Annotated in this window: 9 protein-coding genes and 2 pseudogenes; 6 read left to right on the top strand and 5 right to left on the bottom strand. The window is 37.6% G+C overall.

Annotated elements, in window-relative coordinates; genetic code table 11:
- Nucleotides 1-83: 83 nt before the first annotated feature.
- Both metH and FHY60_RS08085 read left to right on the top strand, forming a co-directional pair.
- Entirely contained in the window at nucleotides 84-3,737 is a 3,654-nt protein-coding gene (gene metH / locus FHY60_RS08080; RefSeq protein WP_139904487.1) for a methionine synthase, read from the top strand.
- A 213-nt stretch (nucleotides 3,738-3,950) separates the two neighbouring features.
- Complete coding sequence (locus FHY60_RS08085; RefSeq protein ID WP_139904488.1) at nucleotides 3,951-4,217, top strand: MazG nucleotide pyrophosphohydrolase domain-containing protein; 267 nt, start codon at nucleotides 3,951-3,953, stop codon at nucleotides 4,215-4,217.
- 102 nt (nucleotides 4,218-4,319) lie between these two features.
- Here FHY60_RS08085 and FHY60_RS08090 read toward each other — a convergent pair whose 3' ends face one another.
- Complete coding sequence (locus FHY60_RS08090) at nucleotides 4,320-5,129, bottom strand: glycoside hydrolase family 16 protein (RefSeq protein WP_139904489.1); 810 nt, start codon at nucleotides 5,127-5,129, stop codon at nucleotides 4,320-4,322.
- A gap of 174 nt (nucleotides 5,130-5,303) precedes the next feature.
- Here FHY60_RS08090 and FHY60_RS18305 point away from each other — a divergent pair.
- Nucleotides 5,304-5,492: pseudogene (locus FHY60_RS18305) on the top strand (alpha/beta fold hydrolase); the annotation flags it as partial.
- Nucleotides 5,493-5,523: 31 nt separating this feature from the next.
- On the opposite strand, the gene sstT reads toward FHY60_RS18305, so the two are convergent.
- Nucleotides 5,524-6,756, bottom strand: a complete 1,233-nt coding sequence (gene sstT / locus FHY60_RS08100; RefSeq protein ID WP_139904490.1) for a serine/threonine transporter SstT — start codon at nucleotides 6,754-6,756, stop codon at nucleotides 5,524-5,526.
- 583 nt (nucleotides 6,757-7,339) lie between these two features.
- Here sstT and rsgA point away from each other — a divergent pair.
- The 3 genes and pseudogenes from rsgA (at nucleotide 7,340) to serC (ending at nucleotide 10,495) form a co-directional block, all read left to right on the top strand.
- The gene (gene rsgA, locus FHY60_RS08105) at nucleotides 7,340-8,416 is read left to right on the top strand and encodes a ribosome small subunit-dependent GTPase A (protein ID WP_139904491.1); all 1,077 of its coding nucleotides are present in this window, start codon (nucleotides 7,340-7,342) and stop codon (nucleotides 8,414-8,416) included.
- Nucleotides 8,417-8,559: 143 nt separating this feature from the next.
- On the top strand, nucleotides 8,560-8,697 hold the full coding sequence (locus tag FHY60_RS17845; protein WP_163216022.1) for a hypothetical protein: 138 nt from the start codon (nucleotides 8,560-8,562) through the stop codon (nucleotides 8,695-8,697).
- Between the two features lie 717 nt (nucleotides 8,698-9,414).
- A pseudogene (serC, locus tag FHY60_RS08110) lies at nucleotides 9,415-10,495 on the top strand (3-phosphoserine/phosphohydroxythreonine transaminase).
- A gap of 64 nt (nucleotides 10,496-10,559) precedes the next feature.
- On the opposite strand, the gene ftsH reads toward serC, so the two are convergent.
- The 3 genes from ftsH to FHY60_RS18690 all read right to left on the bottom strand — a co-directional run bounded on the left by ftsH (nucleotide 10,560) and on the right by FHY60_RS18690 (nucleotide 14,025).
- Nucleotides 10,560-12,389 carry an ATP-dependent zinc metalloprotease FtsH gene (gene ftsH, locus FHY60_RS08115; RefSeq protein WP_243122256.1) on the bottom strand — a complete coding sequence of 610 codons (1,830 nt, stop codon included), beginning with the start codon at nucleotides 12,387-12,389 and terminating at the stop codon, nucleotides 10,560-10,562.
- A 151-nt stretch (nucleotides 12,390-12,540) separates the two neighbouring features.
- Nucleotides 12,541-13,548: a GIY-YIG nuclease family protein gene (locus FHY60_RS08120; protein WP_139904493.1), complete on the bottom strand. Its 1,008-nt coding sequence runs from the start codon at nucleotides 13,546-13,548 to the stop codon at nucleotides 12,541-12,543.
- A gap of 150 nt (nucleotides 13,549-13,698) precedes the next feature.
- Complete coding sequence (locus FHY60_RS18690; RefSeq protein ID WP_139906336.1) at nucleotides 13,699-14,025, bottom strand: GerAB/ArcD/ProY family transporter; 327 nt, start codon at nucleotides 14,023-14,025, stop codon at nucleotides 13,699-13,701.
- Nucleotides 14,026-14,122 lie beyond the last annotated feature (97 nt).

Below are 14,122 nucleotides of genomic sequence, written 5' to 3' on the forward strand. Positions count from 1 at the left end.
CTTATTAAGTTGATTTTTAACTATAAGGCTTCCTGCAGCAGGGAGCCTTTTTTTACTCAGAAAACAAATCAGGGGGCGATTAAATGACTTTAAAATTAGATACTTACTTAAAGGAAAGGATACTTGTTCTTGATGGGGCAATGGGAACAAGTATACAAAAGCATGGCTTAAGTGAAGCTGAATTTCATGGAAGTTGTGAATGCCATAAAAGTCAAAAAGGCAATAACGATTTATTAAATCTTACAAATCCATCAATAATAATTGATATACACAAGGCTTACCTTGAAGCAGGGGCAGATATCATAGAGACCAATACCTTTAACAGTAACAGAATTTCACAGGGGGATTATGGGCTTGAGGACAAGGTCTATGACTTAAACTATTTTGGGGCCAAAATAGCAAGAGAAATTGCGGATGAGTATACCTCCAAGAGTATCAATAAACCTAGATTTGTGGCAGGTTCCATAGGACCTACCAACAGAACTGCTTCCCTATCACCGAATGTGGAAAATCCCGGAATTAGAAATATAACCTTTGACGAACTTAAAAAGGCCTATGAGGAACAGATAGAGGGCTTAGTTGATGGTGGAGTGGATATACTGCTGATAGAAACCGTATTTGACACCTTAAATGCAAGGGCGGCATTAATAGCCGCTGATAATGTGCTGACCCAAAAAGGCATAGACTTGCCTATTATGATTTCTGGAACTATTACTGACCTAAGTGGCAGGGTGCTTTCAGGCCAAACTCTGGAGGCCTTCGCAGAAAGTGTAAAAAGTGATAGGATTATAAGCATAGGCTTAAATTGTGCCTTCGGAGCTAAAGAGATGGTTCCCTTTATAAAGGAACTTTCCAAGTCCCAGAGCCTGTATATTAGCTTTTATCCCAATGCTGGTTTACCTAACTCCCTAGGAGAATATGATGAACTTCCTGAGGAAACTGCATCGGTGGTGAAGGAACTGGCAGAGGAAGGACATTTAAACATAGTTGGAGGCTGCTGCGGTACTACCCCTGACCATATAAGGGCTATATATGAAACTGTAAAGAATTATAAGCCGAGAGAACTACCAAAGTTGCCAAGAGAAACTGTATTTTGCGGTCTGGAGGCTGTAAGGATCAACAAAGAAAACAATTTTGTCAATATCGGGGAGAGAACCAATGTGGCCGGGTCGGCCAAGTTTGCCAGACTTATCCGGGAGAAAAAGTATGAGGAAGCCCTATCCATTGCAAAGGAACAGGTGGAAAATGGCGCTCAAATTATCGATATCAACTTTGATGATGCCCTTCTAGATGCAGAATCAGAGATGGATATCTTCTTAAAACTCTTGGCTAGTGAGCCGGACATTGCTAAGGTGCCCGTAATGATCGATTCCTCAAAGTTTGAAGTGCTTTTAAAGGGATTAAAGGCCATACAAGGAAAGCCAATAGTAAATTCCATCTCACTGAAAGTCGGGGAGCAGCAATTTATAGAGCAGGCCAGCTTAATAAAAAAGTTTGGTGCCGGAATAGTTGTAATGGCATTCGATGAAAGAGGTCAGGCGGATACCTATGAAAGAAAGATAGAGATATGCAAGAGGGCCTATGACATACTTGTAAAAGAAGTGCATTTTCCACCGGAAGATATAATTTTCGATCCCAATATCTTGGCCATTGCCACAGGCATACCAGACCATAATAACTATGCGGTGGACTATATCAAGGCAGTGGCCTGGATAAAGGATAATCTTCCCTATGCAAAGGTAAGCGGGGGAGTAAGCAATCTTTCTTTCTCCTTCCGAGGAAACAATGTCATAAGAGAAGCTATGCATTCAGTATTCCTATATCATGCCATTAAGGCAGGTATGGACATGGGAATAGTTAATCCCGGCATGATACAGATATATGACGAAATTGATAAGGAGCTATTGGAAGCTGTTGAAGCAGTAGTGCTAAATAAGAGTGCAGATGCAGCAGAAGCATTACTCGAATTTGCCCAGAATTATAAAAACAATGAAGTCAGTCAGGCAGATAATAAGTTGCAGTGGAGAGAATCTGATGCTGCCGAAAGACTGAAATATGCCTTGGTTAAAGGAATCACTGACTATATAGAACAGGATGTGGAGGAAGTAAGAGCAAGATATGAAAAAGCTCTGCAGGTTATAGAAGGGCCACTGATGGATGGAATGAACATGGTGGGAGACCTCTTTGGAGAGGGGAAAATGTTTCTGCCTCAGGTGGTTAAGAGCGCAAGAGTTATGAAGAAGGCAGTCAGTGTTCTGCTGCCCTATATAGAAGCGGAAAAGAACAGCGGAGAGAAAAGCAGTGCAGGAAAGGTGGTTTTTGCCACTGTAAAAGGAGACGTGCATGACATAGGTAAAAACATTGTTTCCGTAGTGCTTGCCTGTAATAACTTCGAAGTAATTGACTTGGGAGTTATGGTTCCCAGTGAAAAAATATTGGAAACCGCTAAAAGAGAGAAAGCAGATATCATAGCACTGAGCGGCCTTATAACTCCATCCCTTGAGGAGATGTGTTTTGTTGCAGAGGAGATGGAAAGGCAGGGCTTTGATATTCCCCTCATGGTGGGTGGGGCAACCACTTCACCTACCCATACAGCATTAAAGATAGCACCAAGATATTCAAAGGGGGTAGTACACTCCAAAGATGCTTCAAAGGCTGTAGAGGCAGCAAAGAAACTTGCAAACAAGGACACAAGAGGGGCATACCTTCAGGAAATTAACGCTGAATACAAGACCACAAGGGAAAATTACAATAAAATTCAGCGTAAGCTTCTGGATATTGTTGAAGCCAGAGAAAATGGCGTTAAACTTGACTGGTCAAACATTAAAATAGATAAACCTAACTACATTGGCATTAAAACCTTAAAGGAGTTTCCTATCAGTAAATTGAGGAAATTTATAGATTGGACGTTCTTCTTTGTGGCCTGGGGCATGAAGGAAATGTATCCTGATATAATGGAAAATCCTAAATATGCTGAAGAAGCAAAGAAGCTCATGCATGATGCCAATGAAATGCTTGACTTTCTGGAAAGAGAGAAAATCCTCACTGCCAATGCAGTGTTTGGCTTATTCCCTGCAAATTCCTTGGGAGATGACATTGAACTTTACAGTGATGAAAGTAGGGATAAAGTCCTTACAACCTTTAATATGTTGAGACAGCAGGAGGTAAACCAGAAGGGTGAATACCGATGTCTGGCAGATTATATTGCACCTAAAGACTCAGGAATAGCGGATTATCTTGGAGGCTTTATAGTTACCGCCGGACTGGGAGCAGATGAATATGTTGAAAAGCTAAAGGCTGAGGGCGACGACTATAAGGCCATTATGATAAAAGTATTGGCAGACCGACTGGCTGAAGCCTTTGCAGAATTACTTCACATGCAGGTACGTAAAGAATACTGGGGCTATGTACAGGATGAAGAACTTTCCGTTCAAGAAATGTTGAGAGAAAAGTATAGAGGAATCAGGCCGGCCTTTGGCTACCCATCTCTAAGGGACCACAGTGAAAAGCTTAAACTCTTTGAACTGCTTAAGGGCCAGGAAAATACCGGAGTGTCTCTCACAGAAAGCTTTATGATGCAGCCTGCAGCCACCGTATGCGGCCTCTACTTTGCATCGGAGGAAGCAAAATACTTCGATATCAATAAGATTAGCAAGGAACAAGCAGCCGATTATGCAGTCCGCAGTAATAAAGATCTCAAAGCTGTAGAAAAATACTTGAGTAACATACTAAATTAGCATTATAGGAAAATAAATGACAAAATATTAATCACTGAAGATGCAGAAGACACGGAATTACGCGGAAGGGTTTTACTAGAGATAATTAAAATTTCGTATATGAGATGACATAAACGAGATTACACCATAAATTATAAAAATTGAAAATCTCTCCGCTTCTTCCGTTAGTTCAGTGTCTTCTGTGATTAATCATATTTAGGAAGGAGAATTATTTTGCCTAGAGAGGAACTTACTGAAGAACAAGTTATGAATGCAGTAGATAAGGTCGCAGAAAAATTGAGATACAGACTTAATCAAAAAGGCTATGGATCCTTTGCAAGCAGACATGAAATACTTGGTGTTATGACAGAAGAATTTAAGGAATTTGTAGATGCGGTACATTCAAAAAACTATGATGAAATGAGAGAAGAAATTATGGATTTAGCGGTGGGGTGCATTTTCGGCTTAGCCTGTTTCGATGAAAAAACTATAGAACGATAGTTTAGCATATGTACAAACATATCAGTAAGAGAGATATGAAAAAATAGTATCCAGACTAGATTTCTTAGTGTGGATACTGTTTATGTATTATTAGCTGCGAAACTATTGATAAACTTTTACTGACTCAATCTCCATTACATAAGGCAAGTCCTCGTCGTGTATCTCTCCACCTAGGGAACCACCTACAGCAATATTCATTATTAGATAGAAGGGTTGATCAAAGGGCCAGCTTCTAAATGACTGATCCTCATTATCATCAGATTTATTATAGCGGACCATAGGCTTATCATCCACAAAAAACTCGATATAATCTTCTGTCCAATCTATTCCATAGGTATGAAACTCAGTGGCAGCAGTTTCAACTTCTTGAGTCATGTGGGTGTATTGTACTGTATCTTTGTTGCTGTGATTGTGTAATTCTGAATGAAGGCTAAACAGTACTATTGATTTCTCAGGATTGAAGGAGCTAGCCATATCGTTCTGCCGAGAGGTCATCCTAAATATTTTGGAGTTAGTAGCGTTAGGAATAAACTCCATGATGTCAATTTCACCACAATTAGGCCAATCAATACCTTCATGGAAGGAATCCGGCATCATCCAGATAGCAGGCCAAGCCCCTCTTCCTCCGGGAAGCTTTGCTCTAACCTCAATTCGTCCATACTTCCAGGAGGCTTTGCCATAGGTAACTAATTTGGCAGAAGTATATTCTCTTTCTCCATCCTGTTCTTTTAAGGCTGTAATTATCATTTTGCCATCTTCCACTCTTATGTTAGCAGGCCGGTCTGTATAGGCTTGGGCTTCATTATTAGGCCATTGATGGTTTCCCACTTCATAACTCCATTTTTCAGGATCAGGACGTCCTTCATAGTCAAATTCATCGGACCAGACTAATTTTAAAGCTCTCTTATTCATTTGTTACCTCCTATTAGCAACTAATTTAAAAAGTTTATATTAATATGATTATAAGTAATGTAAAGGTTTTAAGCTATAAAAATATTATTTCGTTTTTTAAATTTCTTACCCTTTATAATTAGAAACCTATGAACGAAGTTTTAATTCACAAATTTAAGGCGCAAAGAATACATTATTAATGTTCCTACATTAATACTACATGGTATTCATGACAAAGTGTGTTCATTCGCCCTAGCAGAGGCACAGAAAGAGACGATAAAAGATTCTAAGCTTGTTCCATTTGAGTTAAGGGGACACGGACTGTTCTATGATGAACGAGAGAAGTTTAACGAAGAATTGGCACGGTTCGCGGGATCTAATTAAGAAAACTGCGTAGATACGCAGTTTTCATCGACTATTTTTTAATTACAATTTTCTTTCCTTCTTTTCGCCATTGAGCAAATTCAGCAGCTGCTGTAAAGAGCACATCAGTAGATGAATTGATTGCTGTCTCAAAGGAATCCTGTAGAACTCCTATGATAAAGCCCACACCTACAACCTGCATGGCAGTGTCATTTGATATACCGAATAAGCTGCAGGCCAGTGGAATAAGAAGTAAGGAACCACCAGCTACACCAGAGGCCCCGCAGGCACATACAGCGGAAAGTATGCTTAGGATAAAGGCAGTACCTATGTCCACTTGAATACCAAGAGTGTGAACCGCAGCCAGAGCTAAAACAGAAATTGTAACTGCGGCACCGGCCATATTGATGGTAGCACCTAAGGGAATTGATACAGAATAGGAGTTCTTATCCAAGCCCAACTTTTCGCACAAAGTCATATTTACAGGTATGTTTGCTGCAGAACTTCTCGTAAAGAAGGCGGTTATTCCACTTTCCTTTAAACACTTAAACACCAGTGGAAATGGGTTTTGGCGTATCATTATGAATACTATTATTGGGTTAACGACAAGTGCTATGAAGACCATACATCCAATTAGTACTACCAGTAATTTACCGTAGTCCAGTAGGGATGATAGACCATTTGTGGCTATGGAATCAAATACGAGCCCCATAATTCCAAGAGGAGCAAACTTGATTACCCATTGTACTATGGTGGATACTGCATCAGAGAAGTTGCTGAGCATCGTTTTTGTGGAATCAGGTGCTGTTCTTAATGCAAAACCAAGCAATACAGCCCAGGATAGTATCCCGATATAGTTAGCATTCAAAAGTGCCTTTACAGGATTATCCACCAGATTTAGAAGTAAGGATCTTATAACTTCCACTACGCCACCGGGTGGAGTCAAGTTCTCAGCACCTGAAGCAAGTGTCAGGCTCACAGGGAACAAGAAGCTTGCAATAACCGCTACTAGTCCAGCTAAGAATGTTCCTATAAGGTAGAGAACAATTATTGATTTCATATTTGTTTGGTGACCTCTTTTATGCTGGGCAATAGCAGACATAACTAAAAATAATACCAGTACTGGGGCGATTGATTTCAAAGCACCAACAAATAATGAACCCAAAATTGTGATTGGTTTGGCCGTTTCTGGAATTCCTATAGCTAGGACTATTCCGATAATTAAGCCTATGGCTATTTGGGTTACTAAGCTTAATTGGTTCCATTTTTTCATTAGGTTTCCCATGATTTTTCCTCCTATAGTTTTAAATATATTAATGTAATGCACAATAGGTTAGGACAATTGACTAATTTCTATACAGAATAGTTGTCCTAATTACTGCAATTATTGATAGTTTAACACGACTTTTGTCTATTGTGAAGAAAAAAACTAAATATTGTGAATTTGACATAATAATCCTAAGATGATATACTTAACCTATCAGTATGTAGTGTAATGATTAGTATCCTATGAAAGGAGAGATGTCATATGAAAACAAGTGTTAAGGTGGTTGTAGTTTAAACTTAATATGGGCGTGAGTGTACCTTATAAGGAAATGCCTTATTAGTGTTACATTTCCGTAGTTGTAGTTAACCTTTCATATTATACTGACTATTGAGGATTAGTAACATGGCAGGAAGGTCATGTTATTTTTATGTCCGTAGATAGTAGCCTAATTAAGAGGTTGCTTGTCTACGGAATTTTTATGCCCATTTTTAGAGTCTTGTTATCTATCAAGGAGGTGTTGCTGTGAGTGATTTGAATAATTGTTTAAAGTATTTTTGTAATAAATTTATTTCATTCATTAAAGATGTAACGGAGGTAATTGATGAGTAATGTAAAAATGGATAGATATGGATATACAGATTTTTTTAAGGTGCAAAGTGAAATGTTTGGTATAGGTGATAAGGGCTTAATACCTGCTAGGGTAATTGAAGTTCAAAGAGAATATTATACTATAATAACAGAATTCGGTGAAAAAGGTGCTAGGCTTAAAGGATCACTTTTTTACAATGGTGAGCAAAATGTTGTTTATCCAGCAGTAGGGGACTTTGTATTTGTTCAAAACAATCCCTATGGCCAAGATATTATATACAAAGTCTTGGACAGAAAGAGCAAATTTTCCAGACTTGACTCTTTCAATGAAACAGAACAGGTGGTGGCAACGAATTTTGATTATGTATTCATCATGACTTCATTAAATCATGATTTAAACTTAAAAAGACTGGAAAGGTATTTAGCCACTGCCTGGCAGAGTGGCGGTATGCCGGTAATTGTTCTGACCAAATTGGATCTTTGCCCCAATTATGAGGAGTATAAGGCAAAAGTTGAGAGTATGGCAGTGGGGGTTCCTGTGGTAGCAATAAGCTCACTTACCGGTGAAGGAATGGAGGAATTAAAAAAATATATCAAGCCAGCGACAACAATTGTATTTCTCGGTTCTTCCGGTGTAGGCAAGTCTTCATTGGTAAACACCATTGCAGGGTGTGAGATTATGAAAGTAAGCGGAATAAGAGAAGATGACAGCAAGGGACGGCATACCACCACCCATAGGCAGCTTATTATGCTTGATAACGGTACTATGATTATTGACACACCGGGAATGAGAGAACTTGGTCTATGGGATGTTACTGAAGGTATATCTACAACCTTTAGTGACATTGAGGACCTGGCAACAAGATGTAAATTTAGGGACTGCAGTCATGGTTCAGAGCCCGGATGTGCGGTAAAAGAAGCTTTGGAAAAGGGAGAGCTTTCTAAGGATAGGTGGCAAAACTTCATAAAGCTAAAGAAAGAGGCAGAATTTGCTGAGAGGAAAGAGAATACAAGTTTGCGAATGAAAGAAAAGGCCTTTCAAAAAGGGTTGTCTAAATTTCAAAAATCATTAAAAAAGGGTAGAAGATAATTGTAAAAGTGATTGACTGATTAGTCGATCACTTTTTTATATTTTTGAAGGAGTTTTTTCATAGCTGCAGAATATCACTTTTAAAATATCATAAATTAGTATAAGATTGAAATATAAATAATATCCATTTTAGGAGGATGATTATGGGGGTATTAGTTAATTTAGAGGCCATTGCTATAATTGAATCAATACTTAGAATACTGGCTTATATATCATTTATCTGTTTAGCCTTTAAAGGTGCACAAGCACTAAACCACTATATGAACAAATATAATAGATAATAAAACACCTTGGCCATATGCCAAGGTGTTTTATTGAGATAAAAGCTTTCTCAAAAAAGATACCAATCTGCTAAATTATAAGAGTGAAATATGGATATCGGTTTCCAAACGATAATAAGAATAGTTTCAGGGTAGATGCATCACCTAAAATTTATCGAATGTTGTCCGCTGTATGCAGACTATAAGTATAAATTGCTTTTCTGTGAAAGAATGTGCTATTTTTTTAACAAATTATCAATTTTGCCCTTGATATGCTTTAGGATCTGTAATATTATAGAATCATGATTATGATTAAATACTAGATGGGTATGTTGCAGAATGGAAAGAAATTGCGAAGCACTTTTTTAATTAGTAATGAGTAATGAGTGATGAGTAATGAGTAATTATGGATGAAATTCAGCGGAGCTGAATTTCTACTAAATTATTTTTTAGTGTTTCTTTAATGTAAGCTTACAAAAATATACCATGATTATACACTATTCATTAATAATTCTTAATTTTTATAACTTGACCATCTCGTGTCTCATAAAACATTGGACATGATATCGCATGCCTATATAAATAATAAAATTAAAGATTTTTCTTAGACAAGCGGAGAAAAATATTCCTCAATTACTCATTACTCACTGCTCATTACTCATTTAGAAAATTGCGTTAATACGCAATTTTCTTACATTGTGCAACATGCCATTAAAGGGTTAATAGGGGGGCTATAGTATGTCAAGAGTTTATAATTTTTCTGCAGGACCAGCGGTGTTACCGGAGGAGGTGCTCAGAGAGGCAGCGGCAGAAATGCTGGATTATAACGGCACAGGAATGTCTGTTATGGAGATGAGTCACCGATCAAAAGCTTTTGAGCAAATTATTACTGATGCGGAGACAACCTTAAGGGATTTGATGAACATTCCTGACAATTATAAGGTATTATTTTTACAAGGTGGGGCATCTCAACAGTTTGCCATGGTACCAATGAACTTAATGAAAAACAGAGTAGCAGATTATATTATCACAGGGCAATGGGCAAAGAAGGCGGCTGAAGAGGCAAAAATATATGGAAAGGTAAATATATTGGCATCTTCAGCAGATAAGACCTTTTCATATATACCGGATGTAAAAGACTTAAAGATTTCTGATGATGCAGACTATGTATATATCTGCCATAACAATACTATATATGGAACCAAGTACAATGAACTTCCTGAAACCGGAGATAAGGTATTGGTGGCTGACATGTCTTCAGATATATTATCTGAACCGGTAGATGTAAGTAAGTATGGACTAATTTTTGCAGGAGCTCAGAAAAATATTGGACCTGCAGGAGTTGTTATTGTAATAATTCGAGAAGATTTAATCAGCGAAGAAGTGCTTACGGGTACTCCAACCATGCTAAAATACAAAATTCATGCAGACAATGCTTCGTTATATAACACACCACCGGCTTACGGTATATATCTGTGGTAAGGTGTTTAAGTGGGTTAAGGAAAAAGGCGGCTTAGAGGCTATGAAGAAGATAAACGAAGAAAAAGCTGCTATACTTTATGATTACTTGGATTCCAGCAGCATGTTCAAGGGAACTGTGGTTAAGAAGGATCGTTCCTTGATGAATGTACCTTTTGTAACAGGTTCCGACGAATTGGATGCAAAATTTGTGAAGGAAGCAAAGGCAGCAGGCTTTGAGAACCTAAAAGGACATAGAACAGTAGGTGGGATGAGAGCCAGCATATACAACGCTATGCCCATAGAAGGTGTTAAAGCTTTAGTAGAATTCATGAAGAAGTTTGAAGAAGAAAACAGCTAAAATAGGTGCTAACAAAAGGACTTCAGAGGCCCATTATTTACAGGTGCTCTGAAGTCTGATTTTTTTATTCTATGCTGTTAGCAGAAGAAACTGAATTTAGTATCTCCATGAATTCTTCACCCATGATAGTTTCCTTTTGAATAAGATGCTCAGAAATTTTATTTAATGCTTCTAGATTGTCATTTAACAGGGTTTTAGCCTTCTCGTAGCACTGAGCTATTATCTGTAGAACTACTCTATCTACCTCTGCAGATGTCTCACTGGAGCATGTTTGAACAGGCCTTCCGTCAAGATATCTGTTTTGTATGGACTCAAGACCCATCATGCCAAATTTGTCAGACATACCATACATAGTTACCATTTGTCTAGCAAGCTCAGTAGCTCTTTCAATGTCATTAGAAGCTCCGGTAGTTATTTTATTAAAGACAACTTCCTCTGCAGCTCTACCGGCAAGTAATACTACAATTTGTTCCAGTATTTCATCTTTGGACATTAGGTACTTTTCCTTTTCAGGCATCTGCATTGTATAGCCTAGGGCCCCCATAGTTCTTGGAACTATAGTAATCTTATGAACCGGCTGTGTTTGCTTTTGCATTGCTGCAGCTAGGGCATGACCGACTTCGTGGTAGGCCACAAGTCTTTTTTCCTCTTCTGTCATAATCCTATCCTTTTTCTCCTTACCTGCTATAACTGTTTCTACCGCTTCAAAAAGATCCGCTTGTTGAACCCTATCTCTACCTAGGCTTACAGCTCTCAGTGCAGCTTCATTTACCATATTGGCAAGGTCTGCTCCTACAGCTCCGGCAGTGGCAAGAGCTATTTCTTCAAAATTGACGTCATCAGCCAGTTTGACGTTCTTGCCGTGAACCCTTAAGATAGCCTCTCTACCTTTGAGATCAGGCTTATCAACAATAACTCTTCTGTCAAAACGGCCGGGTCTTAACAGGGCCTTATCTAATACTTCCGGTCTGTTAGTAGCTGCCAATATAACTACACCCTTTGAAGAATCAAAACCATCCATCTCTGCCAATAACTGATTTAAGGTCTGCTCTCTTTCGTCATTTCCGCCCATGTTTCCCTCACGGCTCTTACCAATGGCATCTATCTCATCGATAAAAATTATGCAGGGGGCACTTTTTTCCGCTTGTTTGAACAAATCCCTAACTCTTGAGGCACCAACTCCTACGAACATTTCTACGAAGTCTGAACCAGAAAGTGAGAAGAAGGGAACATTAGCTTCTCCGGCTACAGCTTTAGCTAAAAGGGTTTTACCGGTACCGGGAGGGCCTACAAGAAGAGCACCTTTAGGTAGTTTTGCTCCTATTTTCGTATATTTTTCCGGCTTATGAAGGAAGTCGATTATTTCCTTGAGAGATTCCTTTGCCTCTTCCTGACCGGCTACATCGTTTAAGGTAACACCGGTCTTTTTCTCTATATATATCTTAGCATTGCTTTTACCGAAGGACATAGCTCCTCCTCCCATTTTTTTGCTCAGGGAGTTCATGAGGAAGGAACCTACTATATAAAATAACACAAAGGGCAGTATCCAAGAAAGTATAAAGGTTATAATAGGCGATTGTTTATCTGTAACAGGTGTTGAAAACTTAACTCCTGCACTCTCAAGCTTATTCACCAGCTCAGGATCATACAGGTAACCAGTATAGTAGATTTTTTTATCAGCAGGTGAATTTTCATCCTCAACTGGGGTTATCAAGAGTCTGTCTGATTGTATTTCCACTGATTCTATTTCATTATTTTTCAACATAGATAGAAAACGGCTATAGTCGATTTCTTCCAAAGATGACTGGGAGACTCTGGATAAAAGAGTATTTATTATTAATGTAATCAATAGGGCAGTTATAATGTAGCTTATTAAACTTTTTCTATTTTGCACAACGCTGTCCCTCCTTAGTTTTATAAAGTAGTATTATCAATTATGAAATATATATTATCAAATAATTTACTTCTATCCAAGTACTCCAAAAGATTTAATAAATATTTTAGAAACATTTAATTTTTAATATCAGCTTTTATGTTATGGGTTATCAGATTAACCAGTACTGGCATTTATTGCTTTTCAAATAGCTGTATATGATCTGAGCTTCATCTATTTCATCTATATTTACCTCAATAGATGCCTTTAGTAAAGCTGGATTTATATAGTTATGAGGACTTTTTTGTACTTCTTTAACAAGCTTTTGTATATCCGTGGTTTGAAGACAGTACCTTTCAGTATAGAGAATTTTATTACCCTTAATAATAAATAACTTGAAGTATTCCTCATCTAACTTTTCTACTAAAATTATACCGTTATTTTCCTCTGCGAATTCTATAACCTTCTTCTTATTTAAAATGGAGGTTAACGCGGTAATATAATCTCTATATTTTGCAGCTGTTTCAAAATCAAAATTCTCAGAGGCTGACAGCATAATTCTTTCCATTTCTTCAATAATACTATGATCAGAACCGTTAAATAGGGCCATGATTCTTTCTATTATTTCTCTATATTGTTCATTGGTCACTTTACCCAAACAGGTACCAAGACAGAGACCTAAAGAATAATTTAGGCAGCTGCTGTTCTTCTTGGTGGGATTACTGCACATGATCATACAGCATTCCTTGATTCCTTGAACCGCTTTCTCCACAATACCCTTGCTGCTATATGGACCCCAATAGATATATTTATCCTTGGAAAAAGGACTATATATTATTTCAAGGGTAGGATAGGGCTCTGATTTTGATATACCAATAAAGTTATAGGCTAAAGGGTTTTTCATCAAACGGTTGTAGCGAGGTTTATACTTCTTAATCAATTTGCATTCCAGCATAAAGGCTTCAAACTCCGTGTCCGTAAGAATATATTCAAAATCCTTGAGATTCATTACAAGTTTCTCTACCTTGGGCGAACGGTTTTTACTCTTTTGAAAGTATGATGATACTCTATTTTTTAGGTTTTTAGATTTTCCTACATATATTATGGTTCCCTGAGAGTCCTTCATAAGATAAATGCCGGAGGAAGAGGGAAGTGCTTTTATCTTTTCTTTCAAGTCCATGGTTATTTCTCCTTAGTAACTCGCCAAATTTGGGCGATTAGTCTTGATTTTATAATAACACTTTTTATATTAGGGCTACCACAACAATTTTTAACTATGCACCAACTATTTTGATATAATTACGTATTATAAGTGAAATTAGCTTCTTTTTTAGATTAACTCTACAAGAATTATGATGGGCATATATATGAAAGCAAGGCCTAATACAAAAGCATTAGTTAATGGAAGGAAATCAAATACTTCATATATGTCTTTTGGGTATAATGCTATATATATTATGGGAAAGGAAAGCAGGGCAGCTGTTATAGTTTTCTTAATACTAAGTAATTCTTTTTCACATGTAATGACAATCAAGTATATGAGAACAAGGTTTGTAAAAGTAATTGGGATCCATGCAGTCATGAACAAACTTTCTGTTCTTTCAAATACTTGCACTTCCAGCTTATATGCCTTTGATAACGTCAGGGTTGGAAATATTAGTCTACATTTATATGTTGTCGACTGCTGTTAGGTTTAATTTTTGGATTAGTTTTTACAAAAAAACAAAGAATTTTTCAGAAATTTATGTTATAAT

The organism is Clostridium thermarum (assembly GCF_006351925.1).
GTDB lineage: Bacteria > Bacillota > Clostridia > Clostridiales > Clostridiaceae > Clostridium_AU > Clostridium_AU thermarum.

Bases quoted from the DNA above. Each gene is read 5' to 3' on its own strand.
- metH (WP_139904487.1), top strand. From the start codon at position 84: ATGACTTTAAAATTAGATACTTACTTAAAGGAAAGGATACTTGTTCTT.
- FHY60_RS08090 (WP_139904489.1), bottom strand. From the start codon at position 5,129: ATGAATAAGAGAGCTTTAAAATTAGTCTGGTCCGATGAATTTGACTAT.
- sstT (WP_139904490.1), bottom strand. From the start codon at position 6,756: ATGGGAAACCTAATGAAAAAATGGAACCAATTAAGCTTAGTAACCCAA.
- rsgA (WP_139904491.1), top strand. From the start codon at position 7,340: ATGAGTAATGTAAAAATGGATAGATATGGATATACAGATTTTTTTAAG.
- FHY60_RS17845 (WP_163216022.1), top strand. From the start codon at position 8,560: ATGGGGGTATTAGTTAATTTAGAGGCCATTGCTATAATTGAATCAATA.
- FHY60_RS08120 (WP_139904493.1), bottom strand. From the start codon at position 13,548: ATGGACTTGAAAGAAAAGATAAAAGCACTTCCCTCTTCCTCCGGCATT.